This is a genomic window from Nocardioides sp. CFH 31398 (genome assembly GCF_022436705.1).
In the GTDB taxonomy this organism is placed as follows: Bacteria; Actinomycetota; Actinomycetes; order Propionibacteriales; family Nocardioidaceae; genus Nocardioides.
In genome coordinates this window covers 52538-78706 of record NZ_JAKUHT010000005.1, presented here as the reverse complement: position 1 = coordinate 78706, position 26169 = coordinate 52538, and the positions used below count along the sequence as shown (strand labels likewise).

General features: G+C 74.1%; 20 protein-coding genes and 1 pseudogene. 17 read left to right on the top strand and 4 right to left on the bottom strand.

Annotated elements, in window-relative coordinates:
- Positions 1-14 precede the first annotated feature (14 nt).
- Positions 15-755, bottom strand: coding sequence for a TetR/AcrR family transcriptional regulator (locus MJ876_RS05005; RefSeq protein WP_240234974.1), 741 nt, complete (start codon positions 753-755; stop codon positions 15-17).
- A 294-nt stretch (positions 756-1049) separates the two neighbouring features.
- Here MJ876_RS05005 and MJ876_RS05000 point away from each other — a divergent pair, with 294 nt between their 5' ends.
- The 3 genes and pseudogenes from MJ876_RS05000 to MJ876_RS22420 all read left to right on the top strand — a co-directional run.
- On the top strand, positions 1050-2567 hold the full coding sequence (locus tag MJ876_RS05000; protein WP_240234973.1) for a sugar transferase: 1518 nt from the start codon (positions 1050-1052) through the stop codon (positions 2565-2567).
- A complete protein-coding gene (locus MJ876_RS04995) occupies positions 2567-3046 on the top strand; it encodes a UDP-N-acetylglucosamine transferase subunit ALG14 (protein WP_240234972.1) in 480 nt (159 codons plus the stop codon). The genes MJ876_RS05000 and MJ876_RS04995 overlap by 1 nt, the downstream gene beginning before the upstream one ends.
- Positions 2989-3456: pseudogene (locus tag MJ876_RS22420) on the top strand (glycosyltransferase); the annotation flags it as partial. The gene MJ876_RS04995 and the pseudogene MJ876_RS22420, both read left to right, overlap by 58 nt.
- 153 nt (positions 3457-3609) lie before the next feature.
- Here the strand turns inward: MJ876_RS22420 and MJ876_RS21535 are convergent.
- Positions 3610-4155, bottom strand: coding sequence for a DapH/DapD/GlmU-related protein (locus MJ876_RS21535; protein WP_275694449.1), 546 nt, complete (start codon positions 4153-4155; stop codon positions 3610-3612).
- A 32-nt stretch (positions 4156-4187) separates the two neighbouring features.
- On the opposite strand from MJ876_RS21535, the gene MJ876_RS04985 reads away from it, so the two are divergent.
- From MJ876_RS04985 to MJ876_RS04950, 8 genes are all read left to right on the top strand, one after another.
- Positions 4188-5582 carry an O-antigen ligase gene (locus MJ876_RS04985; RefSeq protein ID WP_240234971.1) on the top strand — a complete coding sequence of 465 codons (1395 nt, stop codon included), beginning with the start codon at positions 4188-4190 and terminating at the stop codon, positions 5580-5582.
- Positions 5582-6718 carry a hypothetical protein gene (locus MJ876_RS04980; RefSeq protein ID WP_240234970.1) on the top strand — a complete coding sequence of 379 codons (1137 nt, stop codon included), beginning with the start codon at positions 5582-5584 and terminating at the stop codon, positions 6716-6718. The genes MJ876_RS04985 and MJ876_RS04980 overlap by 1 nt, the downstream gene beginning before the upstream one ends.
- Positions 6715-7653, top strand: a complete 939-nt coding sequence (locus tag MJ876_RS04975; RefSeq protein ID WP_240234969.1) for a glycosyltransferase family A protein — start codon at positions 6715-6717, stop codon at positions 7651-7653. The genes MJ876_RS04980 and MJ876_RS04975 overlap by 4 nt, the downstream gene beginning before the upstream one ends.
- Before the next feature lies 1 nt (position 7654).
- Complete coding sequence (locus MJ876_RS04970) at positions 7655-9226, top strand: oligosaccharide flippase family protein (RefSeq protein WP_240234968.1); 1572 nt, start codon at positions 7655-7657, stop codon at positions 9224-9226.
- Positions 9223-10110, top strand: a complete 888-nt coding sequence (locus tag MJ876_RS04965; RefSeq protein ID WP_240234967.1) for a sulfotransferase domain-containing protein — start codon at positions 9223-9225, stop codon at positions 10108-10110. Before MJ876_RS04970 ends, MJ876_RS04965 begins: the two co-directional genes overlap by 4 nt.
- A 121-nt stretch (positions 10111-10231) precedes the next feature.
- Entirely contained in the window at positions 10232-11848 is a 1617-nt protein-coding gene (locus tag MJ876_RS04960) for a hypothetical protein (protein WP_240234966.1), read from the top strand.
- 202 nt (positions 11849-12050) lie between these two features.
- Entirely contained in the window at positions 12051-13667 is a 1617-nt protein-coding gene (locus MJ876_RS04955) for a WD40 repeat domain-containing protein (protein ID WP_240234965.1), read from the top strand.
- 127 nt (positions 13668-13794) lie between these two features.
- Positions 13795-15492 carry a hypothetical protein gene (locus tag MJ876_RS04950; RefSeq protein ID WP_240234964.1) on the top strand — a complete coding sequence of 566 codons (1698 nt, stop codon included), beginning with the start codon at positions 13795-13797 and terminating at the stop codon, positions 15490-15492.
- 13 nt (positions 15493-15505) lie between these two features.
- On the opposite strand, the gene MJ876_RS22120 is transcribed toward MJ876_RS04950, so the two are convergent.
- The gene (locus tag MJ876_RS22120) at positions 15506-16723 is read right to left on the bottom strand and encodes a phosphotransferase (protein ID WP_240234963.1); all 1218 of its coding nucleotides are present in this window, start codon (positions 16721-16723) and stop codon (positions 15506-15508) included.
- 119 nt (positions 16724-16842) lie between these two features.
- Between MJ876_RS22120 and MJ876_RS04940 the strand changes: the two genes are divergently transcribed.
- Both MJ876_RS04940 and MJ876_RS04935 read left to right on the top strand, forming a co-directional pair.
- Complete coding sequence (locus MJ876_RS04940; RefSeq protein WP_240234962.1) at positions 16843-17697, top strand: glycoside hydrolase family 16 protein; 855 nt, start codon at positions 16843-16845, stop codon at positions 17695-17697.
- A gap of 34 nt (positions 17698-17731) precedes the next feature.
- On the top strand, positions 17732-18499 hold the full coding sequence (locus tag MJ876_RS04935) for a 3'(2'),5'-bisphosphate nucleotidase CysQ (protein WP_240234961.1): 768 nt from the start codon (positions 17732-17734) through the stop codon (positions 18497-18499).
- Between the two features lie 521 nt (positions 18500-19020).
- On the opposite strand, the gene MJ876_RS04930 is transcribed toward MJ876_RS04935, so the two are convergent.
- Positions 19021-19971: a lytic transglycosylase domain-containing protein gene (locus tag MJ876_RS04930; RefSeq protein ID WP_240234960.1), complete on the bottom strand. Its 951-nt coding sequence runs from the start codon at positions 19969-19971 to the stop codon at positions 19021-19023.
- 121 nt (positions 19972-20092) lie between these two features.
- On the opposite strand from MJ876_RS04930, the gene mfd reads away from it, so the two are divergent.
- The 4 genes from mfd (at position 20093) to MJ876_RS04910 (ending at position 26065) form a co-directional block, all read left to right on the top strand.
- Positions 20093-23713 carry a transcription-repair coupling factor gene (gene mfd / locus MJ876_RS04925; RefSeq protein ID WP_240234959.1) on the top strand — a complete coding sequence of 1207 codons (3621 nt, stop codon included), beginning with the start codon at positions 20093-20095 and terminating at the stop codon, positions 23711-23713.
- Positions 23710-24387, top strand: a complete 678-nt coding sequence (locus MJ876_RS04920; RefSeq protein WP_240234958.1) for a hypothetical protein — start codon at positions 23710-23712, stop codon at positions 24385-24387. Before mfd ends, MJ876_RS04920 begins: the two co-directional genes overlap by 4 nt.
- Positions 24380-25063 (top strand): MazG family protein, encoded by a 684-nt coding sequence (locus MJ876_RS04915; protein WP_240234957.1) that lies wholly within the window; start codon positions 24380-24382, stop codon positions 25061-25063. Before MJ876_RS04920 ends, MJ876_RS04915 begins: the two co-directional genes overlap by 8 nt.
- Positions 25064-25273: 210 nt before the next feature.
- Positions 25274-26065 (top strand): mycofactocin-coupled SDR family oxidoreductase, encoded by a 792-nt coding sequence (locus tag MJ876_RS04910; RefSeq protein WP_240234956.1) that lies wholly within the window; start codon positions 25274-25276, stop codon positions 26063-26065.
- Positions 26066-26169: the final 104 nt, after the last annotated feature.

Below are 26169 nucleotides of genomic sequence, written 5' to 3'. Positions count from 1 at the left end.
GTGCGGCGGGGCGCTCAGCGTGCGCCGAGCGCCACCGTGATGAGCGACAGCTGGCGGTCGAAGGCGGCGTCCGCGTCGTCGAAGAACCGGGCGAGGTGGCCGAACAGCTCGAGCGCCACGAACCCGTGGATCGCCGCCCAGCTCGTGACGAGCAGGTTGAGGTCGTGGTCCTCGACGTCGAGCCCGGCGGTGGTCAGGAAGCCCAGGGTCCGCGCCGACAGCGGGTTCGGCCCCGCGTCGGCGGGCCGCGAGGCGATCTCGCCGCGCGCGACCCCGTCGGTGTACATCGCCAGCGGCGTGGCGAAGAAGTCGACCAGCGTGTCGGGGCCGACGGCGCTCGGACCCTCCACGAGGTCGTCGACGTCGGAGCCGAAGATGAGGTTGAACTCGGCCTTGTGGTCGTGTCCCCAGCGCCGGTAGGCGCGGCCCAGCGCGCGCAACCGGGCGCCCGCGGCCTCGCCCTCGGTCTCGGCGGCGACCGCACGGAAGACGTGCGTCACCGACTCGTAGGCGTCCTTCGCCACGGCCCCGACCAGCTCCTGCTGGGACCCGAAGTAGCGGTAGATCGCCGAGGGCGTCAGGCCGACGTCCCGCGCGACGGCGCGCAGCGAGAACTGGGACGACGACGCCAGCGTGAGGTGCTCGCGCGCGGTGGCCTTGATCTCCTCGACCGTCTCGCGGCGGACCCGTTCGCGGCGGGTCTCGACGGGACCGTCGGACTCGTCGTCGATCTCCGGGGTCGGGCCCGAGCCCATCAGTCGCCGCCTCCTCCACGCGGGCGCGAGCACGCCCCCGAGCACCACCTGGACCGTGCCCCCACGGCCCGATCCGACCCTCCGAGCCTATCGGTACGTGGCCGGATCAAGGGTTGTTCAGGGTTTCCGCCAGGAATAAACGATCCGATTGACAACGCTGTTCGACCTTGTGGACAGTGTTCTGTGAATGAAGGCGAAGTGGGGCAGTCTCGCGTCTGACGCGGGCTGACCTGGAGCCACCCGTCAGCGGTGGCACGGCCGGGGGACCGGTCTTTATCGAGGGGGGGCCTCGAGTTGACGAAGCAACGAGCGCTGGGTACCCAGCTGTCCGTGGCGGGCCGTGTGCCGCCGACGGCGGCTGCTGGTGACCCCGGCGTCGTCGACGACCAGTCTGTCACTCCTCGGGAGCCGTCCGTCCCGCGCAACGTCGCCTCCGTCCCGCCGGCACCGACGGGCCCCGACTACGCACGCCCGCCCCGCAGCGCCGGCACCGGCGTGCTCCGCAGCGCGGCCGAGGTCGTCGTCCTCGTCGCCGCCGTGATCGGTGGGTCGGTGCTCGCCGGCGCCCCCGTCGCGCTCACGCTGTCCACGCTCGGCGGCTGGCTCGTCGCGTGCGTCGCGTTCCGGGCGGGCAAGCCCGGTCCGTCGGTGGCCTGGGACGTGCCGCTGCGAGCGGGCTTCTACGTGACCTCCGCCGCGGCGATCGTCGCCGTGCTCGCCGGGACCCCTCGCGCCGTCGTCCTCGACGTGATGCTGGTCGCCACGCTGGCCACCGCCACCGCGCTGCTGCTCGCCGGCCTCCGCGCCTGGCGGCGGGGCCCGGTGCGGGTCCTCGTGGTCGGCGAGCCCGAGGTGACCGCCGCGGCCTTCCGCCGCTGGTCGGACCGTCGCGACGCCATCGTGGTGGGTCTGTGCGACATCACCGTGGACGGCGACCCCGGCTACGTGCACCGCTACCCCGGCGCCCCGATCGAGGAGGGCCACAGCGACATCGCCGAGGCCGTGGCCGCGTGGAAGGTCGACCTCGTGCTGGCGACCAGCGGCGCCGGCATCGGCACGGACACCTTCCGCAAGCTCGGCTGGCACCTCGAGCACACGGGGGCCGACCTCGGCGTCCTCGACGAGTCCGGTGCGCTCGCCCCGCACCGCATCTCGGTGTCCGGCGTCGCCGACAGCACCGTGCTCTCCGTCGCCCCGCCGCGCCCGCGCATGCTGGCGGCCGTCGCGAAGATCCTCTTCGACCGCGTGGCCGGTCTCGTGCTGCTCGCGATCGCCCTGCCCGTCATGGGCGTCGCCGCGCTCGCGATCCGGCTCGACTCCCGCGGTCCGGCGCTGTTCACGCAGACCCGCATCGGGCGCTACGGGCGTCCCTTCACGATCTACAAGCTCCGCACCATGACCGACGACGCCGAGGACCGCCGGACGTTGCTGGCGCACTCCAACGAGTCCGACGCCGTGCTGTTCAAGATCCGCCGCGACCCGCGGGTCACCCGGGTCGGACGCCTGCTCCGCATCACCTCCCTCGACGAGCTGCCCCAGCTCATCAACGTGGTGAAGGGCGACATGTCGCTCGTCGGGCCGCGCCCCGCGCTGCCCGAGGAGGTGGCCCTGTACGACGAGGCCACCCGCCGGCGTCTCGCGGTCAAGCCCGGCCTGACCGGGCTGTGGCAGGTCAGCGGCCGCTCGGACCTCGCGTGGGAGCGGGCCGTCGCGCTCGACCTGCACTACACCGACAACATCACCGTCGGCGGCGACCTCGCCATCTGCCTGCGGACCCTGCGCGCGGTGCTGCGCCGGGACGGTGCCTACTGATGCACTCCACCGACCGCGACTCGGGAGGCGGTCCGGTGCTCCTGGTCAGCACGCAGGGGGGCCACCTGGCCCAGCTCCTGGCCCTCCGACCCTGGTGGGCCGACCGTGACCGCCTGTGGGTCTGCCCGGACACCGCCGACGTGCGCGACAAGCTCGCCGACGAGCGGGTCGTGACGTCGTACTCGCCGACCACGCGCCACGTGCCGAACCTGCTGCGCAACCTGCGCCTGGCCCTCAGGGTGCTGCGGGCGGAGCGCCCCTCGCTCGTGCTGTCGACCGGCGCCGGCGTCGCCGTGCCCTTCTTCGTGCTCGCCTGGCTGATGCGCGTGCCGACGGTCTTCATCGAGGTCTACGACCGCATCGACTCCGCGACGATGACCGGCCGCCTCGTCGGGCCCTTCACCACCCGGCGCATCGCGCAGTGGGACAGCCAGCTCGACGTCTACCCGGACGCACGCCTGGTGGGGCCGCTGCTGTGAGCGCGCTCCTCGACGGGCCCGTCCTCTTCCTCGCGGGCACCGACCACCACCCGTTCGACCGGCTGGTGGACCTCGCCGACGGCTGGAGCGGGCGGCAGGGCCCCGACGTGCGGGTCGTCGTCCAGCACGGCACGTCCCGCCCGCCCCGCCACGCGGAGGGCCGCGCGCACCTGTCGTACGCCGAGCTGCGCTCGCTGATCGCCCAGGCCTCGGCCGTGGTCTGCCACGGAGGCCCGGGCCTGATCAGCGACGCCCGGGTGCTCGGTCACCGCCCGGTCTGCGTGCCGCGCGACCCGGCCCGCGGCGAGCACGTCGACTCCCACCAGATGCGGTTCGCCGCCGCCGCGGACCGCGCCGGGCTGGTGCGTCTCGCCCTGGACGCCGAGGAGCTCGAGCGGGAGGTGGACGCCGCCCGCGAGGAGGGCCGGGTCCGTCCGCCGGGCGAGGTCGGCGAGGTCCTCGACCCCGTCACCGAGGCGTCGTTGCGCCGTCTCGCCGACGAGCTCGACGCCCTGGTCGGCACCCGTCCGCGTCGCCGCTCCAGCCTGGTGCGGACGTGGCGCTCACGCGTCCACGGACGCCGCGTCGCCGACCTCGCGGAGACGACGCGCCGGGACGCCGCCGTACACCCCGCCGGGGTCGCAGTCGGCGGCCACGACGGCCCCGGCGGCCACGACGCACCCGTCACCGATGCGCACCCCCGGCAGCACGGTCGCCCGGGCGCCCAGCCACACCCGGTCGCCGACCACGGTGGTCAGGTAGCGGGACGCGCTGGCGGCGCCGCCGGCGCCGTCGCGGTCGTGGGTCGCGGTGAGGATCATGACCTGCGGACCGAGGTGGCACCGCTCGCCGATGGCGATCCGACCGCGGGCGACGTCGAGGTAGCAGTCGTGGTTGAGGAAGGTCCCGCGCCCGATGCTCAGGTCGGTGCCGGTGATCCGGGTGCCGCTGAAGATGTTCGGCGTGCGGACGTCGAGGCCGACGAGCCGGTAGACCGCCCAGCGGACGGGGCGCGGCACGAGGGCCGAGCCGGCGAGCAGCGTGAGCACGACGTGGCGCACGGCGATGGCGCCGTCGAGACGCAGGGCCCGGACTCCGGCGGCGAGCATGGCCCGACCCTAGAGCACGGGGCGGACGACCGATGACCGTCACCGACCTCGCCCGGAGCCGCCCCGGCGGCCGGCGCGTCGCGCCCCGTGAGGAGCGACGCCCGGACGGCCGTGCGGCCGTCGCCGCCGCCGCGCGCCCGCTCGCGGTGCTGCTGCTCGGCTACCCGCTCTGGTGGGTGCTGGGGATCCAGATCCCGCTGTGGCCCGTCGCCGCCCTGCCCCTGCTGGCCTGGCTCGTCACCAACCGCCGGCAGGTCGTCCTGCCGCCCGGGTACGGCGTCCTGCTGGTCTTCCTGGGCTGGGTGCTGATCTCGGCGCTGATGCTGACCTCCGCGCGCTACGCCGCGGCGTACGGGCTGCGCACGGTGCTCTACCTGACCGTCGCGATCATGGCGTTCTTCGTGTGGAACGCGCTGCACCGCGGGCTCGACCGCCGCCGCGTGCTGGGCTGGCTGCTCGCGCTGTGGGCGTTCGCCGTCGTCCTCGCGCTGCCCGGGCTGCTGGTCGCGCCCCTCGAGGTCCCGACCCCGTTCGGGACGGCGCTGCGGACCGCGGGCATCAACAACCCCTACGTCGTGGCGATGACCCGGGCCCGGTTCACCGAGTTCGACCAGCTGTACCAGACGGCACGCCCGGCCGCGCTCTTCCCGTACACCAACGACTGGGCCGCGGCGATGGGCATCCTGACCCCGGTCGCGATCCACGGCGCGCTGACGGCGTCGACGCGCCGGCGGCGGGTGCTGGTCGCCCTGCTGCTGGCGGTCTCGGCCGTGCCGATCCTCATCTCCGTCAACCGCGGCGCCTGGGTGAGCATCACCGTGGCCGTCGCCTACGTGATGGTGGTCCGGGTCGCCGCCGGCCGCCCCAAGGTGCTCGTCGGCGTCCTCGGGGGAGCCGGGCTGGTCGCGACCACCATCGCGGTGGTTCCCGGTCTGCTCGACACCCTGACCAGCCGCTTCGAGTACAGCAACGTCAGCACCCGGGAGACCCTCTACCAGGCCTCCTGGCAGCTCGCGCTGCGCTCGCCCTTCTTCGGCTACGGCGCCCCGCAGTCGTCGGAGGGCCTCGCCGACAGCAACGACGTCTCGATCGGCACCCACGGCCAGCTGTGGACGACGATGGTCTCGCACGGCCTCGTCGGCGCCGCCCTGCTGCTGGGCACCGTCGCCGCCGTCTGGTGGCACTCACGTCCCGGGAGCGCGAGCTCACCGGACCTGTGGCTGCACGCCACGGGCGTCGTCCTCGTGGTCCAGACCGCGTTCTACGACATCCTCCCCGTCCCGCTGGCCGTGACGCTCTTCGCGCTCGCGGTCTGCGCGACGGGCAGGAGGGGCGAGGGGACCGACCGGTCCGCCGACCCCCGCACCGCACCCGAGCACGGTTTCGGCCCCCACCCGGGCCGGAGCCCCGAGAGGAAGTACGCCTGATGAGCGCCCACTCGCCCGAGCCCCTGCGTCCCGTCACGGGGATCCTCCCCGCCGCGCGGGACCGCTGGCTGCTGCTCCTCGTCTGCACCCTCGCGGGCGTCGGCCTGGGGGTCGCGGCCATCCCGCTCGCCCCGGTCTCCGCCACGGCCACCGCCACGGTGCAGGTCGGCCCGGGTCTCGTGAGGATCCTGGAGCTCGCGCCCGCACCCGCCTCCGCCGAGGACTCGGTGGCGCTGGCCGACACCCGGCCCGTGCACGCCGCGATCGCCGAGGAGCTCGGGACCGACGTCGACGAGGTCGAGGAGAGCCTGACCGTCGCCGCCCGCGACGCCACGTCGTTCCTCGACTTCCAGTACACCGCGCCCACGGCCGCCGACGCCGAAGCCGGTGCCGACGCCGCCGCCGTGGCCTACCTGGAGGCCGCGCAGGCCGACGCGTTCGAGCGCTGGCAGCGTCAGAAGCAGAAGGTCTACACCCTCATCGAGACCTCGCCGGCCACCCAGACGGCCCGGCTGCGCCAGCAGAGCCAGAGCCTCAACTCCACGATCGTGGACGTCGGGCAGATCGCCCAGCCGGCCGAGGACACCGCCGAGGAGAGCTCGCTGCCCACGGGTGTCCTGCCCCTCGCCGGCGGCCTCGCCGGCCTGCTGCTCGCCGTGGTCGCGGCGTACCTGCTCGAGGCGCGCTCGCCGCGCCTGCGCCGCCGGGGCGCCGTCTCCGTGCCCGGCGTGCGGGACCTCGGGGCGCTCGAGGGCCGCGCCAGCGTCGGCATCGCCGGCGTCGCGGCCATGCTCGGCGTCGGTCGCCGCCTCGGCGGCGGCGACGGCGACGAGGGCCGCCACGTGCGTCTCGGCGTCGACGTCATGGCCAAGGGCCGTGACGACCTCGTCGGCGTCGTGCGCCGCCAGCTCGCGGAGGCCGCGCCCGACCTGGAGGTGCGCGTCGTCCCCATCGACCTCGAGACGGTCGACGGCCTCGACGAGGCGGCGTCCTGCGACGGGATCGTCCTGATCGGCGTGGAAGGCATCACCCGCGTCGACGAGATCGACCAGACGGTGGCGCGCCTGGACTTCGTCGACGCCCCCTGCTTCGGCATCGCGACGGCCGGTGGCCGCAGGTGGGCGGCCACGGCATGACCGTCCACGGGGGCACGCCGCAGCCGGCGGTCGGGGTCGTCATCGCGACCCGCGACCGGTTCGGCCTGCTGGCGCGCGCCCTGGAGGCCGTGTGGACGCAGAGCTACACCGGCCCGGTCAACGTCGCCGTGGTCATCGACGGCGACGTGCCCGACACCCTGGACCTGCCCGAGCCGCCCCAGCCGGACCGACAGAGCCTGACGGTGCTGGTGAACCAGCGCGAGCCGGGCCAGTGCGGCGCCCGCAACACCGGCATGGAGGTGCTGGACGAGGAGTTCCTCGCCCTCTGCGACGACGACGACGTCTGGACGCCGGACCGGCTGGCGCTGGGGATCGCCGAGCTGCACGCCCACCCCGAGGCCGTGGCGGTCGGCGGCAGCATCCGCATCGTCCGCGGCGACAGCGTGACGCTGCGCCGCGCGCCGTACGCCGAGGTCGGGCTCGACGAGCTGCTCGCCGACCGGGTGATGGAGCTGCACTCCTCGGCGATGCTCTACCGCCGCGAGCCGCTGGAGAAGGTGGACGGCTGGGACGCCTCCCTGCCGGGCGGCTTCGCCGAGGACTACGACCAGCTGCTCAAGCTCGCCAGGCTGGGCACGATCCGGCTCGTGCCCGAGGTCGTCGCCGACATCGAGTGGAACGGCGGGTCCTACTTCTTCAGCCGGTGGCGGATGATCGCCGACGCGCTGACGGAGATGCTGCGCCGCTACCCCGAGTTCGAGCGACAGCGCGCCGGCCGGGCCCGGATCGAGGCCCAGATCGCCTTCGCGCACGCCGCGCTCGGTGAGCGCGCCGAGGCCCGTCGCTGGCTGAGGGCCGCTCGCGCCGACAACCGCCGCGAGCCCCGCATCCTCCTGACGACGCTGGTCCTGTCGCGCCTCGTCTCCGCGGACCGCCTCCAGCGCGCCCTCCACGCCCGCGGCCGGGGGATCTGACGTGACCGTCCGCACCGACCCCACCTCCGCCAGCGGCCCCGCAGACCGGCCCGTCGAGACGCCCGCCCGTGCGGGCGCCGCCCGGACCGGCATGGCGCGCTCCGGGGCGCTGACCCTCGCCGGCTCGGTGTACGCCGCCCTCGCGGGGTTCGCGCTGACCGTCCTGGTCGGCCGGTGGTTCGGTGCGGAGCTCTCCGGCCTGTACTTCATGGCCGTCGCGGTGTTCATGATCCTCAACGTCGTGGCGATGGCCGGCGGTGACAGCGGCCTGGTCCGCAGCGTCGCGGCGTACCGCGCGACCGGCGCGCACGAGGACGCGTGGACGGTGTCCTCCGCGATCCTGGCCCCGATGCTGGCCTGGAGCCTGGTCGTCGCCGGCGGGCTCGCCGCCCTCTCCGGACCCCTCGCCGCGGTCCTCACGCCGGACGACGCCGCGCTCGGCCGGTCGTTCCTGCTCGTGCTGTCGCTGACGCTGGTGTTCTCCGCGGTCGGCCAGGCGAGCGTCAACGGCACGCGGTCCCTCGGCGGGGCCCGCACCTTCGTCCTGCTCTACCAGGTCTGGCTCCCCACCGGCCGCCTGCTCCTGCTCGGTCTGCTGTGGCTGACCGACGGGCCGACGGCGCTGCTGCTGTGGACCTGGACCGTCCCCCTGGTCCTCATGGACCTCGTGGCGTTCGGCCTGCTGCGCCGGACGCTGCGCCGCGAACGCCTGGCGTCGGGGATCGCCCCCCGACCCCGACGCCAGGTCCTGCGTGACGCGTGGGCGTTCAACCTGCCCCGCGGGCTGGCCTCGCTGTGCGAGATCGGCATCAAGTGGGCCGACGTCCTGCTCGTCGGCCTGCTGCTGGGTCCCGCCGCGGCCGGTGTGTGGGCGGCCGCGAGCCGCTTCGTCACCACCGGGATCATGGCGATGGAGGCGCTGCGCATCGTCAGCGCGCCGCTCCTGGCCTCCGCGTTCGCCCGCGGCGAGGAGGACGAGGCGGCCGACATCCACGCGATGGCCACCACCTGGCTGGTGCTGCTGTCCTGGCCGATGTTCCTGACCCTGGCGGCCTTCTCGCCGTTGGTGATGTCGCTGGTGGGCCCGGAGTTCACGGCGGCGGCCCCGGCCCTGACGGTGATGTGCCTGGGTCTCCTGGGCTACCTCGCGCTGGGCAACGTGAACTCGATGCTGCTCATGGCCGGCCTCAGCAGGCTCACCGCCGCGAACTCGGTGGTCTCGCTGGGCCTGAACGTCAGTCTCGGTCTCGTCCTGATCCCCACCTGGGGTCTGCCGGGCGCGGCCGTCGCCTGGTGCCTGGCGCTGACGGGCGACTCCGTCCTGTGCGTGCTGCGCCGCCGTGGCCGGGTCGACGTCGCCCTGCCGTGGGCGGAGGTCGCCCTGGCCGGCGGGGTCGCCCTGGTCGCCTTCGGGCTGCCCGCCCTGGCCGTCACCCTGCTGCTCGGCCCCACCCTGGTGGGCCTGGCCGTCCAGGTCCCCGTGTCCCTCCTCCTGTACGCCGCCCTGCTGGTGCCGCTGCGGCACCGGCTGCACCTCGGCGACGTCCGCGCCCTGATCGGAGCCCGTCGATGACCTCCCCGACCGCCCTCGCCAAGCGGCTGCTGCCGCAGGGGGCCAAGGACCTCGCCGAGTCGGGCATCCGCGCCGCGACCACCGCCAGCGCGGGGCTGCGGCAGGGTCCCGACTTCCTGGTGGTCGGCACGAAGCGCGGCGGGACCACCTTCACGTGGTCCACGCTCATCACCCACCCGCAGGTGATGACCACCGTCCCGGCGGCGAAGAACCTCAAGAGCCCGCACTACTTCTACTGGCACTACGACCGGGGTCCCGACTGGTACCTGGGGCACTTCCCGACCCGGGCGGCCCGTCGACGTCACGCCGCCCGGCACGGCGCAGCCGTCTCGTTCGAGGCGAGCCCGTTCTACCTGTTCGACCCCCGGGTCGCCGAGCGCGCCCGCGCGCTGCTGCCCGCCGCCCGCATCGTCATGCTGCTGCGCGACCCCGTCGTCCGCGCGCGCTCGCACCACCAGGAGCGCACGCGCGCGGGCGTGGAGACGCTGGGCTTCGCGGAGGCCCTCGCGGCCGAGCCGGAGCGGCTCGCGGGGGAGGTGGAGCGGATGCGCGACGAGCCGCTCTACTACAGCCGGCCGTGGGACTGGTTCTCGTACCGCACGCGCGGCGAGTACGCCCCCCAGGTGAAGCGCTGGTTCGACGCCTACGGCCGCGACCGGGTGCTGGTGCTGCGCAGCGAGGACCTCTACGCCGACCCGGACGCGACGCTCGGCCGGATCGAGGACTTCGTCGGCATCGACCGCGTCGGCCTCGCCGGCGCGAAGCGCAACCGGGGTCGCCCCGAGGACCCCATGGACCCGGGGCTCGAGGCCGAGCTCCGCGCGCACTACGCGCCCCACAACGAGGCGCTCGCCGAGCTGCTGGGCGAACCCACCTGGTGGTGAGCGCGATCTTGAGCGAAGGCTGAGGTCCCGCCCGGGACCACTTGAGGACCGACGCCCATCCTGGACGCACGGTGCGCGGCCGGGGGGGGCCGTGCACGTCCAGAGCAGGAAGAGCACTCTCATGCGTCGCACGATCTCGGGTCGCACCGGCTTCCGCCGGGCCGCGGCGGTCCTGGCCTCCGGGCTCCTCTCCCTCGGCGTGGTCGCCGCGCTGGGCGCCGCGCCCGCGCAGGCGGCGTACGACCCGGGCCACACCGTCATGCAGGGCTCCCCGACCACCATGGGCCAGACCAACGGCGCCGTGTGGACGCTCGAGGTCGCCGGCGGTCGGATCTACGCCGGCGGTGAGTTCACCTCGACGCGGCCCTCGGGCGCCGCGCGTGGCACCGACGAGACGCAGATCGCGAACCTCGCGGCCTTCGACGCCACGACCGGTGCGCCGATCGCCTCGTTCGCCCCGCAGCTCACGAACACCTACACCGGCAAGCAGGGCCTCGTCCGGGCCTCGGTCGTCACCCCGGACGGCTCGACGGTGATCGTCGGCGGGGAGTTCAACCGCGTCGACGGCCAGCGCGCCGACTACATCGCCCGCTTCGACGCCGCGACCGGCCGCTTCCTCGGGGGCGTCGGCCAGAACGGCGTCGACGGCCCCGTCAGTGCGCTGGCGGTGTCGCCCGACGGCACGACGCTGTACGTCGGCGGTCGCTTCAACCGCGTCGGCAACGCCACGCGGCGCAACGCCGGCGCGATCAGCCTGGTCACCGGTCGCACCACGGCCTGGGCGCCCACGGTCGCGACCCCGACCCGCAACGAGGCGCTGCGGGTCACCGCCCTCGGCGTCTCCTCCGACAGCCAGCGCGTCTTCCTCGGTGGCCCGTTCCAGCAGGTCAACGGCCAGGCTCGGCAGGGGTTCGCGGCGACGAACGCCGCCGACGGCTCCCTCGCCGCCGGGTTCACCCAGAGCTACATCACCGGCCCGCACGGCTGGGGCACCGCCATCGAGGTCTCCGGCGACGACGTCTTCGTGGGCAGCCGTGACGACTTCCTCTACAGCGACACCCGCACGGAGGGCGTCAGCTCGATCGACGCCGCGACCGGCGACCGCAACTGGTACGTGAACTGCTACGGCGACACCTTCGGCCTGCAGGTCGTCGGCCAGGACGTGTACGTCGCGTCCCACGCCCACGACTGCTCGCGCGCCGGGGGCCACCCCGAGCTGAACCCGCGCACCTACCTGGCGATCCACGCCATCAACAAGGAGACCGGCGCCCTGCGGCCCTACTTCGTGCAGACCGACGGGAACAAGCAGGACCAGCGCAGCCTCCTGCTGTCGCGGGCCCTGGCGAGCGACGGCAACCAGCTCGTCATGGGCGGCGGCTTCAACTCCGTCAACAGCCGCGCGCAGGAGAACCTGACCCGGTTCCTCGCCGGGTCGTCGGCGCCCGAGCGGGCGGCGTACCCGACCGCCACCGCGGGCCCCGGCTACGTCGACCTGAACGTCCGGCTCGGCTTCGACCGCGACGACGTGGACCTGACCTACGAGGTCTTCCGCGGGTGGCGCACCGACGTCCCCCTGTACTCCGTGACCCGCGAGTCGGTGAAGTGGCGCACGGAGAGCTTCACCTGGCGCGACACCGGCGTCACGTCGGGTCAGAAGGTGTACTACCGCGTGCGGGTCTCCGACCCCGCCGGTAACCAGGTGATGAGCGTCCGGACGCCGGACATCACCGTCGGCTGACCGCCGCCCCCGGCGCCGGGTCGGGCCGTTCGGGGAACACGCGTGCACCACGAGCCCCAGGAGCCTCGGGAGGACACTGTCCTCCCGGGCTCTTGAGGAAACCCTGAAGCGCGGAATGGCGGGCCTTGAGGGGGCCTTCCTACCCTGGAACGGCAGCGCCATGGCCCTGGCACGGCCTCCCCGACAGAGAGAACACCTGAGCATGACGCGTCGCACGATCTCGGGTCGCACCGGCTTCCGCCGGGCGGCGACGATCCTCGGTTCCGTCCTGGCGTCCCTGGGGGTGGTCGCGTCCCTCGGGGCCGCGCCCGCGCACGCCTGGGACCCCGTGCACACGCTCATGCAGGGCTCGCCCACCACGATGGGCCAGACCAACGGGGCGGTGTGGACCCTCGAGATCGCGGGCGATCGGATCTACGCCGGCGGCAACTTCACCTCGACGCGCCCCTCCGGCGCAGCCCGTGGCACGGGGGAGACCCAGGCCGCCAACCTCGCCGCGTTCGACGCGAGCACCGGAGCGCCGATCTCCTCGTTCACCCCGCAGCTGACGAACTCCTACAACGGCAAGCAGGGCGTCGTGCGTGCCTCGGTGCTGACGCCGGACGGCTCGCAGCTGATCGTGGGCGGTGACTTCAACCGCGTGAACGGCCAGCGCGCCGACTACGTCGCGCGCTTCGACGCGTCCAGCGGACGCTTTCTCGGCGGCGTGGGCCAGAACGGCGTCGACGGCCCCGTCAGCGCCCTCGCCGTCTCGCCCGACGGCCGCTCGCTCTACGTCGGTGGCCGGTTCAGCCGCGTGGGCAACGCCAAGCGGAAGAACGTCGGCGCGATCAACCTCGTGACGAACCAGACCCTGCCGTGGGCTCCGGCCGTGTCGGCCCCGACGCAGAACGAGGCGTTGCGCGTGACCGCGCTGGCGGTGTCCTCCGACTCGCAGCGGGTCTTCCTGGCCGGGCCCTTCCAGCAGGTCAACGGGCAGGCCGAGCAGGGCTTCGCCGCCACCAACGCCGCCGACGGCTCGCTGGCGGCGGGCTTCGCCAACAACTACCTGACCCCGCCGTACAGCTGGGGCACCGCGATCGAGGTCTCCGGCGACGACGTCTTCGTCGGCAGCCGCGACGACTACTCCCCGTCGGCGGACCGCACCGAGGGCGTCAACTCCATCAACGCCTCCACCGGCGCGCGCAACTGGTACGCCAACTGCTACGGCGACACCTTCGGCCTCCAGGTTGTCGGCAACGACGTGTACGTCGCGTCGCACAACCACAACTGCGGGGCCCTCGGCGGTCAGCCCGAGCTCAACCCGCGGACCTACCTGGCCATCCACGCCCTCGACCGCGTCAGCGGGCAGCTGCGGCCCTACTTCGTGCAGACCGACGGGAACAAGCAGGACCAGCGCAGCCTGCTGCTGTCCCGCGCCCTGGCGAGCGACGGCAACCAGCTGGTCATGGGCGGCGGCTTCAACTCCGTCAACAGCAGCCCGCAGGAGAACCTGACCCGCTTCCTGCGTGGCTCGTCGGCGCCCGACCGGGCGGCGTACCCGACGGCGACGTCCGGGCCCGGGTACGTCGACCTGCGGGTGCGGCTGGGCTTCGACCGCGACGACGTGGACCTGACCTACGAGGTCTTCCGCGGCTGGCGCACCGACACCCCGCTCTACACCGTCACGCGCGAGTCGGTGAAGTGGCGCACGGAGAACTTCACCTGGCGCGACACCGGGGTCACCTCGGGACAGAAGGTGTACTACCGCGTGCGGGTCTCCGACCCCGCCGGGAACCAGGTCATGAGCGTCCGGACCCCGGACGTCACGGTCGGCTGACGGACCGCCACCTCGGACGCCCCGTCCCCGCCGGGAGGCCCTCGCCGGCGGGGACGGGGACCTGGGTACGGGACGACCGGACACACCGACACCAAGCCATCCGCAGCACAGACCCGGGAGGTCGATCATGGGGACGATCAACGACCGGCGTCGCCGCACCACCCTGGCCGCGGCGGCCCTGGCACTGCTGGCCGGCGTCGCCGGCCTCCTGGTCACCGCCGGCGCCCCGGCGTCGGCGTACGACCCGGTGCACACGCTCTTCAAGGGCGCCGTGGACCGCGGTGACCCGGGGATGGGACAGACCAACGGGCCGGTGCTGACGCTCGAGACCGTGAACGGCCAGGTGATCGCGGGTGGCAACTTCACCTCCACCCGCCCGGGCGGCGTCGCGGAGGGCACCGGCGAGACGGGCCAGGGCTACCTGGCCAGCTTCGACGAGGTCAGCGGCCGGCCGACGGACTTCCTCGACCACGAGCTGACCTTCGAGTGCACCAACGGGTGCCCGAACGTCGAGAGCCCCGTCGTCCGCGCCACGGCGCTCTCGCCGGACCGTCGCGTGCTGTACGTCGGCGGCGACTTCAACCGGGTGGACGGGCAGCAGGTCAACTACCTCGCCCGCTTCGACACCACGTCGGGCGAGCTGCTGCCCACCTTCGGCCTGGCGGGCAACCGCCTGGGCGTCGACGGCCCGGTCCACTCGCTGGCGGTCTCGCCCGACGGCGGGCGGCTCTACGTCGGCGGCACCTTCCGCCGCGCCGGCTCGACCGCCCCGCAGCGCTTCGTCGCGGCCTTCGACACCGCCTCCGGCCAGGAGGTCCCGTCGTTCGCCCCGCAGATCGACCCGACCGAGAAGGGCAAGCTCTGGCGGAACGAGAACATCCGGGTCGTCTCCCTCGGGGTGTCGGAGAACGGTGAGAACGTGCTCATCGGCGGCACCTTCGGCATCGCCAACGGCCAGGACGTGCAGGGCTTCGTCGCGGTGTCCGCGGCGGACGGCAGCACGCTGCCCGGTGCCTGGTCGCAGGGCTACCTGCGCGGCAACCGCACCTGGGCGACCGTCATCGAGTCCGGCAACGACGGCACCATCTACGTCGGCGCCCGCTCCGACTCGCGCGGGGACCTGAAGGAGCGGACCGAGGGCGTCTACCGGCTGGACGACACCACCGGCCGGGTCCAGTGGTACGCCAACTGCTACGGCGACACCTACGCCATCCAGCCGTTCGGCCGCGACGTGTACGTCGGGTCGCACGCGCACAACTGCGAGCCCGCGGGCGGGATGCCGGAGCAGAACCCGCGGATCCGGCTCGCCGTGCACGCCCTGAACAACGAGACCGGCGTCGTCCGGCCCTACTTCGTCCTCACCTCGGGCCAGACCGACGAGACGCGGCTGCTGTCGCGGGCCTTCACCCTGACCAACAACCGCAGCCAGCTCGTCATGGGAGGCGGCTACACCCGCGTCAACGACCAGCTGCAGAACAACCTGGTGCGCTTCGCCCGGGGCTCCGCCCGTCCCTCGCAGGCGGCCGTGCCGTCGACGACCACGTGCCGGCGGTGCGCCCGCGTCCGGGTGGCCTTCCGGCTCGGGTTCGACCGGGACGACATCGACCTGACCTACGAGGTCTTCCGGACGGTGCGTGGGCAGAAGGAGCGGAGGATCCGCACGCTGGCCCGGGAGTCGTTCTTCTACACCCAGCGCACCGTGGCCTTCCAGGACAAGGGCGTGAAGCGGGGCCAGAAGGTCCGTTACCGCGTCCGCGTGAGCGACCCGGCCGGCAACCGCTTGATGTCGGGCCGCACGCCCACGATCACGGTCGGTCGCCCCTGAGGCGACGCGCGCCTCAGGCCAGCTCGGCGAGGAGCTCGCGGGCCCAGCGGGCCGAGGCCTCCTCGCCCCCGGCGCCCAGCGCCGAGCGGCGGGCGGCCATGTCGAGGAGGTAGAGCTCGCGCAACCGCGGGTCGGCGACCTCGGCGGGCAGCGCCCGCAGCCGCGCCGCGGACTCCGCGGTGGAGAGTCCCCGGACCCCCGTGTCGAAGGCGAAGTGCCAGTTGCACCGGTCGAGACCGAGTGGGGCGGACGGCTCGCTGAACTCCCAGTCCCACACGGCCAGGCCGCCGGCCTCGGCCGAGCGCGCCATGTTCCAGCAGGACCAGTCACCGTGCCGCAGCCCGTGGGGGAAGGTCGTGCCCGCGTGGCGCGCGACGGCGGCGTCGACCGCCGCGGAGAGGGGTGCCGCGGCCTCGGGCGGCAGCGACGCCGCGACCGACCGGAGCCGCGCCGTCCACGGTGACTCCTCGAGCCCCAGCGCGGAGACCGGCCGGGAGGCGACGAGGGCGTCGAGGAAGGGCTGGACGGCGTCCAGCTCGTCGACCTCCACCCGCCGCACGTCGAGGGGGAGGGGCTCGATGCCGACGACGAGGGCGCCGTCCCACTCGAGGCGGAACACCGGGCCCGGCACGAGCACGGGGGAGCCGGCGGGCTGACGCATCGCGACCAGGACGTCGTGCTCGGCCTGGAGCTCGGCGCGGGTCTCGGGGGTGTCGGCCACCTTGACGAAGACCCGCGGCGTCCCGGTGGTGTCCACGACGGTCACCGTCGGGGTCAGGGGGCCCGTGCCCGGTCGTACGGCGACGGACAGGACGAGGTCGCCGGCCGGGACGCCGATCGCGTCCGCGACGACCTCGCGCAGGCTCGCCCGGGGGCCCGGCGGGACCACCAGCAGGCGGCCCCGGGCCGGGGGGAGACCCACCGCGGCGAGACCGGCGAGGGCCAGTCGCTGCACGCGCCGGCGGTCGGTCCGCAGGTGGTTGTAGTGCCGCAGCAGCCGGGCGCGCACCCGGGGAGGCGCGTCGAGCGGCAGCAGGAACGCGGGGTGGGTCGGCGAGGGGATCGCGGCGTACCGCTCGGTGCCGGCCGGGAGCCCCCCGGGCAGGTCCTCGACCCACCGCACCCGGTGGTCGAGCGGACCCTCGGGACCCTCGGGCCACAGGACCCGGGCCAGGCGCTCGAGCGGCGCCGGGTAGCGTGCTGGTCCCGTGTGGGGGCCCCGTCGGGTCACCGGTGGGCCTCGCGCCCCGGATCCGCCGAACGCCGGACAGCGCCTGACGCCTCTGCCACAGTCATTGAGACCCCCCTCGGAGCTTCCCCCGCGCTCCGCTCCCCTGAACGGACCCGTCGATGAACGCCTCGCATCCTCGCACCCGCCGCCCGCGCCTGGCCGTGGCCCTCGTCGCCGGCCTGGCCGCCAGCCTGCTGCCGGCCCTCGGGCCGGCCGCCGCCGGCGCGCCCGCCGACGGCGCCGCCGTCCAGCTGGTCGGCGCCGTCGAGAGCGTCGACACCGCCGACCCGGCGGCCCAGGGCCGCAAGCGGTTCTGGAAGCGGGTGAGCACCGAGAACTTCACCCGGTTCGACGCGGGTCGGTGGGGCCGGTTCGACGGCACCCCGGGCTGCTGCCACGACGCCGAGTGGGACCCGTCGATGGTGAAGGTCCGTCACGGCAAGCTGCAGCTGCACACCGCGCCCCGCAACGGCCGGTGGCTCTCCGGCGGCGTCGGCGGGTGGGGCTGGGACGCCGCGATCCGCACCTACGGCCGCTACGACGCCCGCATCCGCTTCGACCGCGGCGCCGGCGTCTCCGGCGCCGCGCTGCTGTGGCCCAAGGACGACGGCTGGCCGCCGGAGCTCGACTTCTACGAGATCTTCGAGTCGTGGGGCGACCGCAAGCAGATGTCGGTGACGACGCACTGGCGGCAGGACGGGCACCACGAGTCGAGCCGCCGGGTGGTGAAGCGCGACTTCACGAGGTGGCACACCGCGAGCGTGCGCTGGCGCCGCGACCGCGTCGCCTACTACCTCGACGGCCGCCGGATCAAGGTCGACCGGGCGCCCGCACGCATCCCGCGGGGCCGGATGTGGGTCGGCTTCCAGACCCACGCGCACAAGATGAACGGCCGCTACGTGCCGCTGCCGCGCGGCCGCAGCTCCGTCGCCCTCGAGGTGGACTGGGTGCGGGTCTACCGGCAGAACCGCTGAGCCGGGCGGTGCGCTGCTGTCCTAGCCTGGGCCGGTGACCGAGACGCCGCAGACCGCCCCGTCCGACGACCACGCCTTCGCCGCCTGGGTGGCCGAGCTCGCCGGGCAGCGGCTGCTCGCCGTCCGTGGTGAGGGCCTGGAGGGTCGTGAGCTCAAGGACGCCGGGGACGCCGCCGCGCAGGCGCTGATCGCCGAGCTGCTGGCCACCCACCGTCCCGACGACGCCGTGCTGTCGGAGGAGGCGGCCGACGACAAGGCCCGCCTGGACGCCGAGCGGGTGTGGATCATCGACCCGCTCGACGGCACCCGGGAGTTCTCGGAGCCGCCCCGCGACGACTGGGCCGTGCACGTCGCCCTGTGGGCCGGCGGCGACCTCGTGGCCGGAGCCGTGGCGCAGCCGGCGCTGGGGGAGACCTTCGTGACCGGGCAGTCGGTCGAGCTGGCCCCGCGCACCTCGGAGAAGGTGCGCATCGCCGTCTCCCGCACCCGCCCGCCCGCGTTCGTCGAGGCCATGGCCGCCGAGATGGACGCCGAGCTGGTGCCCATGGGCTCGGCCGGCGTGAAGATGATGTCGGTGGTCCGGGACGTCGCCGACGCCTACGTCCACGCCGGTGGCCAGTACGAGTGGGACTCCGCCGCCCCCGTGGCCGTCGCCCGCGCGGTCGGCCTCCACACCTCCCGCGTCGACGGCTCCGCGCTGGTCTACAACCAGCCCGACGTCTCCCTGCCCGACCTCATCGTGTGCCGCCCCGAGCTCGCCGCCGACATCCTGGCCTTCGTGGAGCGCCACGGCACCCAGTGACGCCGAGTCGTCCCGAACGCACGTCGCAGAGACGCCGAGTCGTCCCGAACGCACGTCTGCGGGACGCCGAGTCGTCCCGAACGCACGTCTCCGGGACGCCGAGTCGTCCCGAACGCACGTCGGTAAGACGCCGAGTCGTCCCGAACGCACGTCGGTGAGACGCCGAGTGGTCCCGAACGCACGTCTGCCGGGCGCCGAGTCGTCCCGAATACTCCGCTTTCAGCGGCGGGACCATCCGGTCGGAACGCATCAGGGCCGACTCGGCGTCCGCGGGGCATGCATCAGGGCCGACTCGGCGTCCGCGGGGCATGCGTTGGGGCCGACTCGGCGGGTGTAGGGCGTGCGTTCGGGCCGACTCGGCGGGTGTGGGGCGTGCGTTCGGGCCGACTCGGCGGGTGTGGGGCGTGCGTTGGGGCCGACTCGGCGGGTGTGGGGCGTGCGTTCGGGCCGACTCGGCGGGTGTGGGGCGTGCGTTCGGGCCGACTCGGCGGGTGTGGGGCGTGCGTTCGGGCCGACTCGGCTCAGCCGTTCTCCCGCAGCCACCGGTCGACGGGGACGGGGCGGGGCTCGTCGTAGCCGACGGGCAGGGTGACGTCGCCGCGGGCGGTCGAGAAGACGACGTCCCAGGCGTGGTAGCCGAGGTAGGCGCGGGGGTTGCGCTCCATCAGCTCGGCGTGTAGACGGATGGCGCGGACGTAGCGCACGTCGTTGTTGTAGGCGTAGACCGCGTCGTCGACGGCGCGGGGGTCACCGGCGTCGAAACCGCGCGCGGACAGGTAGCGGCCCGCGGCCATGATGGCGTCCTCGGAGTCGGTGACGTCCCCCTCGCCGTACTGCTCCCAGGTCGGGTCGATGAACTGCATCGGTCCCTTCGCGCCCGCCACCGAGTCACCCTCGATGCGGCCCATGCCGGTCTCGATCAGGTTGATGGCGGCGAGGTACTCCCAGCCGACGCCGAACTCCGCCTCGGCCGCCTCGTAGTACGACCGCAGCTCGGCCGCGGGCCGCGGCTCGACGACCCGCCACGCCGGGAGGGTGTCGTTCGGCGGGTACTCGGCCTGGAGGGCCAGCATCTCCCGGCGGGCGGCGACGTTGTCGCGGACGACGCTGCGCCAGCGGGGCGCGAGCAGCGCGCGGACGCGGGCGTCCCACCCCGGCCGCTCGGCCAGCGTGCGGTAGGCCTGCTGCTCCAGCCGACCGGCCGCGGCGAGGTCGGCCGACGCCGTCCGGGGGTCGCGGATCGCGGCCTCGCTCACCGCGACCTGCCGCACGACCTCCCAGGGGGCCCGGGCCGGACGCAGGGCCGGCAGGCCGGTGGACGACGCCGCCGTCGGGCGCTCCGCCGAGCGGTCGGGGCCGCCCGAGCGCGGCGCGTCCGTCACGCACGCCGCGGTCGTCAGCAACGTCCCGGCGGCCACCGCGGAGGCGAGCAGACGCCGCCGGCCGGTCGTCCTGTCTGTCGTGGAACCCATCCCTCCCAGGATGCAGGTCGCTGGTGAGGGCTCCGCGGGGTCGCGCTCGTAGACTGGGGACCCACCCGTCGCGCTCGCGCGCCGGGCCCGCACCCCTGCTCGTGATCCTCGAGGGAGACCCGTGTCGCTCGCCGGCCTGGCCGACGCCGTCCTCGCCGAACCCACCCTCGCCGGCCTGCTCGAGCAGGCCGCCGACGGCACCGGGCTCGACGTCACCGCCCCGGGCGCGCTGCGGCCGTTCCTCGTCGACGGGCTGCGTCGCGCGGGCCGCACCGTGCTCGCCGTGACCCCCACGACCCGCGACGCGGAGCTGCTCACCGAGGCCCTCGGCTCGCTGGTCGACCCCGAGCTGGTCGCGCACTACCCGAGCTGGGAGACGCTGCCGCACGAGCGCCTCAGCCCCCGCAGCGACACCGTCGGACGACGCCTCGCGGTGCTGCGCCGCCTGCGCCACCCCGGCACGGAGCCGGGCAGCGGCCCGCTGGCCGTCGTCGTCGCCCCCGTCCGCAGCCTGCTGCAGCCGCAGGTCAAGGGACTGGCCGACCTCGTGCCGGTCGAGCTGGCGGCGGGCGTCGAGCGCGCCCTCGAGGACGTCGTCGAGTCGCTCGCCGCCGCGGCCTACACCCGGGTCGACCTGGTCGAGAAGCGCGGGGAGTTCGCGGTCCGCGGCGGGATCGTCGACGTCTTCCCGCCGACCGAGGAGCACCCGCTGCGGGTGGAGTTCTGGGGCGACGAGGTCGAGGAGATCCGCGCGTTCTCCGTCGCCGACCAGCGTGCTCTCGAGCCGGTGCCGCACCTGTGGGCGCCGCCGTGCCGCGAGCTGCTGCTGACGACCGAGGTCCGGGAGCGGGCCCGCGCCCTCGGCGAGCAGCACCCGCCCCTGCGCGAGATGACGGAGAAGATCGCCGAGGGCGTGGCCGTCGAGGGCATGGAGTCGCTGACCCCGGCCCTGGTCGACGAGATGGAGCTGCTGGTCGACCTGCTGCCGCAGGACTCCCACGTGCTCGTCCTCGACCCCGAGCGGGCCCGGCGCCGTGCCCACGACCTCGTCGCGACGAGCGAGGAGTTCCTCGACGCCAGCTGGGCCGTCGCCGCCGGCGGCGGGCAGGCGCCCGTCGACCTCGGCGCGGCGTCGTACCGACCGCTGGGGGACGTCCGCGAGCACGTCGTGGCCTCGGGCCGCGCCTGGTGGACGGTCAGCCCGTTCGGGCTCGCCGACAGCGACGAGCTCGCGGACGCCGGCGCCGACGCGGCCGTCGGGTCGGCCGTCGAGCTGGGCGTGCCGACGCGCGTGCTGCCCGCGCAGCCCGTCGAGTCCTACCGCGGTGACATGGCCAGGGCCGTCGACGACGTCCGCGAGCGCCTGGGCGTCGGGCACCGGGTCGTCGTGGTCCACCCGGGCCACGGGCCCGCGCAGCGCATGGTCGAGCTGCTCGGCGAGAACGACGTCCCCGCGCGCCTCGTCGACACCCTCGACACCGCGGAGCAGCTCGACCCCGCCGTCGTCACGGTGACCTGCGGCAGCCTCGTCGAGGGCTTCACCGACGACGAGGCCCGGCTGGTCCTGCTGACCGGCGAGGACCTCACCGGCCAGCGCTCCTCCACGCGCGACATGCGCAAGATGCCGGCGCGCCGCAAGAAGCAGATCGACCCGCTGGAGCTGAAGGGCGGCGACTACGTCGTCCACGAGCAGCACGGCGTCGGCCGCTTCGTCGAGATGAAGCAGCGCGAGGTCCACGGCGCGACCCGCGAGTACCTCGTGCTGGAGTACGGACCCTCCAAGCGCGGCGGCCCGCCGGACCGCCTCTACGTGCCGGCCGACGCCCTCGACCAGGTCACCCGGTACGTCGGCGGCGAGCAGCCGAGCCTCGACCGCCTCGGCGGCGGCGACTGGACCAAGCGCAAGAACCGTGCCCGCCGCGCCGTCCGCGAGATCGCCGCGGAGCTCATCAAGCTGTACGCCGCCCGGCAGGCCACCGAGGGCTACGCGTTCGGCCCCGACACCCCGTGGCAGCGCGAGCTCGAGGACGCCTTCCCGCACACCGAGACCCCCGACCAGCTGACCACGGTCGAGGAGGTCAAGGGCGACATGCGCCGCACCGTCCCGATGGACCGCCTGATCTGCGGCGACGTCGGCTACGGCAAGACCGAGATCGCCGTCCGCGCGGCGTTCAAGGCGGTGCAGGACGGCAAGCAGGTCGTCGTGCTCGTGCCGACCACGCTGCTGGTCAGCCAGCACTACTCGACGTTCGCCGAGCGCATGGCGGGCTTCCCGGTGACCATCAAGGGGCTGTCGCGCTTCCAGACCGACGCCGAGGCCGCCGCCGTCATCGAGGGTCTCGCCGACGGCTCGGTCGACATCGTCGTCGGCACCCACCGGCTCCTGAACCCCGACATCAAGCTCAAAGATCTCGGCCTGATCATCGTCGACGAGGAGCAGCGCTTCGGCGTCGAGCACAAGGAGCAGATGAAGCGGCTGCGCACCGCCGTCGACGTCCTGTCGATGAGCGCGACGCCGATCCCGCGGACGCTCGAGATGGCGGTCACCGGGATCCGGGAGATGTCGACCATCACCACACCGCCGGAGGAGCGCCACCCCGTCCTGACGTACGTCGGGGCCTACGAGGACCGCCAGGTGACCGCCGCGATCCGCCGCGAGCTGCTGCGCGACGGCCAGGTGTTCTACATCCACAACCGCGTCAGCTCGATCGAGAAGGCCGCCGCCCGCATCCGCGAGCTGGTGCCGGAGGCCCGGGTCGCGACCGCGCACGGCCAGATGGGCGAGCACCAGCTCGAGCAGGTGATGGTCGACTTCTGGGAGAAGCGCTTCGACGTCCTGGTCTGCACGACCATCGTCGAGTCGGGCCTGGACGTCTCGAACGCCAACACGATGCTCATCGAGCGCGCCGACACCCTCGGCCTCTCGCAGCTGCACCAGCTGCGCGGCCGCGTCGGTCGCTCCCGCGAGCGGGCGTACGCCTACTTCCTCTACCCGGCCGAGAAGCCGCTGACGGAGACCGCCCACGAGCGGCTCGCCACCCTGGCGCAGCACTCCGACCTCGGCGGCGGCATGGCGATCGCGATGAAGGACCTCGAGATCCGCGGCGCCGGCAACCTGCTGGGCGGCGAGCAGTCGGGCCACATCGCGGACGTCGGCTTCGACCTCTACGTCCGGCTGGTCGGCGAGGCCGTGCAGGACTTCAAGGGCGGCGGCCAGGACGCCGACGACCTCGGCGAGGTCCGCATCGAGCTGCCCGTCGACGCCCACCTGCCCCACGACTACATCTCGTCCGAGCGCCTGCGCCTGGAGATGTACAAGCGGCTGGCGGAGGTCCGCACCGACGAGGACGTCGACGCGATCCGCGACGAGCTCGACGACCGGTACGGCGAGCCGCCGATGGAGGTGGCGTCCCTGCTGTTCGTCGCACGCTTCCGCGCGCGGGCCCGGCAGGCCGGCATCACGGAGGCCGGTGTCCAGGGCAAGTACGTCCGGTTCGCGCCGGTGTCGCTGCCGGAGTCGCGTGCCGTGCGCCTGCAGCGGCTCTACCCGAAGTCGCTGCTCAAGACGACGAACGACGTCCTGCTGGTGCCCCGCCCGCAGACCAAGCCGGTCGCCGGGTCGCCCCTGTCGGGCCCGGCCCTGCTTGAATGGGCCCGCTCGGTGCTCGACACGGTGGTCGACCCGCCGTCGTCCGAGACCGGGCAGAACAGCCAGCAGAAGCAGAAGGAGTCAGTCTCGTGAGGTCCCGTGCTGTCCGGACGGCCGCCCTCCTCGGCAGCGTCGGCGTGTTGACGCTGTCCGGGTGCTCCCTGCGCCCGGGCGTGGCCCTGGCCGTCGGTGACGACACCGTCTCCAACCAGCGGATCGAGGACCTGACCAGCCTGGTCTGCGACGTCCAGGCGGACCAGCTCGCCGCGCAGGGGCAGACGATCCCGCTGGCGCAGCTCAAGGCCAGCGTGGCCAGCACCGTCCTGAACCGCGAGGTCACCGAGCAGGCCGCCGAGGCGTTCGGCGTCGAGCCCGACGAGACCTACCTGCAGACCGTCGAGGCCACCCGGGCGCGGGTGCCGCTGTCGGACAAGGACGAGCTGCGCGACTTCGTCGACCTGGTGACGGTGCAGGACTACACCGAGTCGGTCATCACCGCCATCGGTGAGGAGGTCGCCGAGCCCGAGGCCGCCCCCGAGGAGGCCCAGCAGGCCGGGGTCGACGCCTTCACGCAGTTCGTCTCGGACGCCGACATCGAGGTCGACCCGCGCTACGGCTTCAGCTACGACGGCGCCGAGGTCGCCACCACCGGCGGCAGCTCGGTCGCGGTCAGCGACCTCGCCGTCGCCGCCGGTGACGTCACCGACCCGGCCGCCGCCGCGGAGTACGCCGCGAGCCTGCCGCCCGACCAAGTCTGTGGTGCCTGACGGGCCCGTCGGCCCCGCGGAACCGGACGTGGGCTCCGCGCTGCTGGAGTTCCGGGCCGTCATGGCGCAGCTGCGCGCCGAGTGCGGCTGGAAGTCGGCGCAGACCCACCGCTCGCTGGCCCGCTACCTGCTCGAGGAGACCCACGAGACCCTCGACGCCATCGAGACCGGCACCCCCGACGACCTGCGCGAGGAGCTCGGCGACCTGCTGCTGCAGGTCTACTTCCACGCCGCCATCGCCGAGGAGTCGGGCGCCTTCGACCTCGAGGACGTCGCTGCCGGCATCGTGGCCAAGATGCGTCGGCGCAACCCGCACGTGTTCGGCCCCGACGGTGACGCCGCCGGCCGCCCCACCGACCCCGCCGCGGTGAACGAGCTGTGGGAGTCGGTCAAGGCGACCGAGAAGCCCCGCGACGGCGTCCTCGACGGCATCGCCCCCACGCTCCCCGCGCTGCTGCTCGCCGACAAGGTCCTCGACCGGCTCGTCCGGGCGGGCGAGCCGGTGGACGACGTGCTGGCCCGCTCCACGGCGTCCTCGGCGTCCTCGGCGGACGACGCCGGGGTCGGCGCCGAGCTCCTGCGCGTCGTCGCCCGCGCCCGCGCCGCCGGCGTCGACCCCGAGCAGGCCCTCCGCGAGCTGGCCCGGGGCCTCGCCGCCGCCGGCGGGTCCGACTAGTCCCACGAGCCCCAGATTCCTCGGGTTTCACCAGCCGGCTGGTGACGTGCCGACCTGGCTCACGAAACTTCGGGGGCCAGGTCCCGACATCACCAGCCGGCTGGTGAAACCCCCGACAGGCAGCGCCGAGCCATGAACCATCCACAGCCGCGGCGGCCACCGCGGCGGTAGCGTGCCGAGGATGAGGAGCCGGGACGCAGCGGGGGACCGATGACCGAGCGGGTGGCGCTGGTGACGGGCGCGGCGGGCGGCATCGGGTCGCGGGTGGTCGAGGGCCTGGTCGCGGACGGGTGCCGGGTGCTCGCGCTCGACCTCGCCGTGGGGGAGGGCCACGACCTCCCGGGGATCGACCACCCCCTGGCCGCGCCGGAGGCGCTCGAGGCGCTCGCCGACCGCCACGGTGACGCCGTGCTGACGCAGGTCGGCGACGTCCGGGACCCCGCCGTCGCCACGGACGCCGTCGCGCGCTGCGTGGAGACCTGGGGCCGGTTGGACGTCGTCGTCGCCGCGGCCGCGGTCATCGCGGGCGGCGCGCCCCTGTGGGAGACCCCCACCGACGAGCTCGACACCCAGTGGGACGTCGGCGCGAAGGGCGTGTGGCACGTCGCGCGGGCCGCCGTCCCGGCGCTGCTGGCCAACCCCGACCCGGGCGGGTGCCGCTTCGTGGCGGTCGCCAGCGCCGCCGGCGGCCGGGGCCTGTACGCACTGTCCGCGTACACGATGGTCAAGCACGCCGTCGTCGGCCTCGTCCGCGGTCTCGCCGCCGACCTCGTCGGCACCGGGGTCACCGCGGTCGCCGTATCCCCGGGGGCCACCGACACCCCGATGCTGCGCGCCACGGCCGACCTGTACGGCGTGAGTCCCGCCGACCTCGCCGCCCACCAGCTGCTCCGCGAGGCGCTGGACCCCGCCGAGGTGGCGGCGGCCGTGCGGTTCTGCTGCTCGCCCGCGGGGCGCGTGCTGAACGGCTCCGTCGTCGCCGCCGACGGCGGCTTCGGCTGAGCGAGCGCCGCAGGTACCCAGTCGGTCGGGCGGCCAACCTTGTCACAACCCCTTCCGACGGAGGGTGTGGACGCACGCCCCTCCCGTGAGGGTGGTCACAGCGG

Excerpts from the sequence above, each read along its gene's own strand:
- MJ876_RS05005 (WP_240234974.1), bottom strand. The coding sequence starts at position 755 with ATGGGCTCGGGCCCGACCCCGGAGATCGACGACGAGTCCGACGGTCCC.
- MJ876_RS04960 (WP_240234966.1), top strand. The coding sequence starts at position 10,232 with ATGCGTCGCACGATCTCGGGTCGCACCGGCTTCCGCCGGGCCGCGGCG.
- MJ876_RS04910 (WP_240234956.1), top strand. The coding sequence starts at position 25,274 with ATGACCGAGCGGGTGGCGCTGGTGACGGGCGCGGCGGGCGGCATCGGG.
- MJ876_RS04980 (WP_240234970.1), top strand. The coding sequence starts at position 5,582 with ATGAGCGCCCACTCGCCCGAGCCCCTGCGTCCCGTCACGGGGATCCTC.
- MJ876_RS04930 (WP_240234960.1), bottom strand. The coding sequence starts at position 19,971 with ATGGGTTCCACGACAGACAGGACGACCGGCCGGCGGCGTCTGCTCGCC.
- MJ876_RS21535 (WP_275694449.1), bottom strand. The coding sequence starts at position 4,155 with ATGCTCGCCGCCGGAGTCCGGGCCCTGCGTCTCGACGGCGCCATCGCC.
- MJ876_RS04965 (WP_240234967.1), top strand. The coding sequence starts at position 9,223 with ATGACCTCCCCGACCGCCCTCGCCAAGCGGCTGCTGCCGCAGGGGGCC.
- MJ876_RS04950 (WP_240234964.1), top strand. The coding sequence starts at position 13,795 with ATGGGGACGATCAACGACCGGCGTCGCCGCACCACCCTGGCCGCGGCG.
- MJ876_RS04940 (WP_240234962.1), top strand. The coding sequence starts at position 16,843 with ATGAACGCCTCGCATCCTCGCACCCGCCGCCCGCGCCTGGCCGTGGCC.
- MJ876_RS04955 (WP_240234965.1), top strand. The coding sequence starts at position 12,051 with ATGACGCGTCGCACGATCTCGGGTCGCACCGGCTTCCGCCGGGCGGCG.
- MJ876_RS04975 (WP_240234969.1), top strand. The coding sequence starts at position 6,715 with ATGACCGTCCACGGGGGCACGCCGCAGCCGGCGGTCGGGGTCGTCATC.
- MJ876_RS04995 (WP_240234972.1), top strand. The coding sequence starts at position 2,567 with ATGCACTCCACCGACCGCGACTCGGGAGGCGGTCCGGTGCTCCTGGTC.
- MJ876_RS04985 (WP_240234971.1), top strand. The coding sequence starts at position 4,188 with ATGACCGTCACCGACCTCGCCCGGAGCCGCCCCGGCGGCCGGCGCGTC.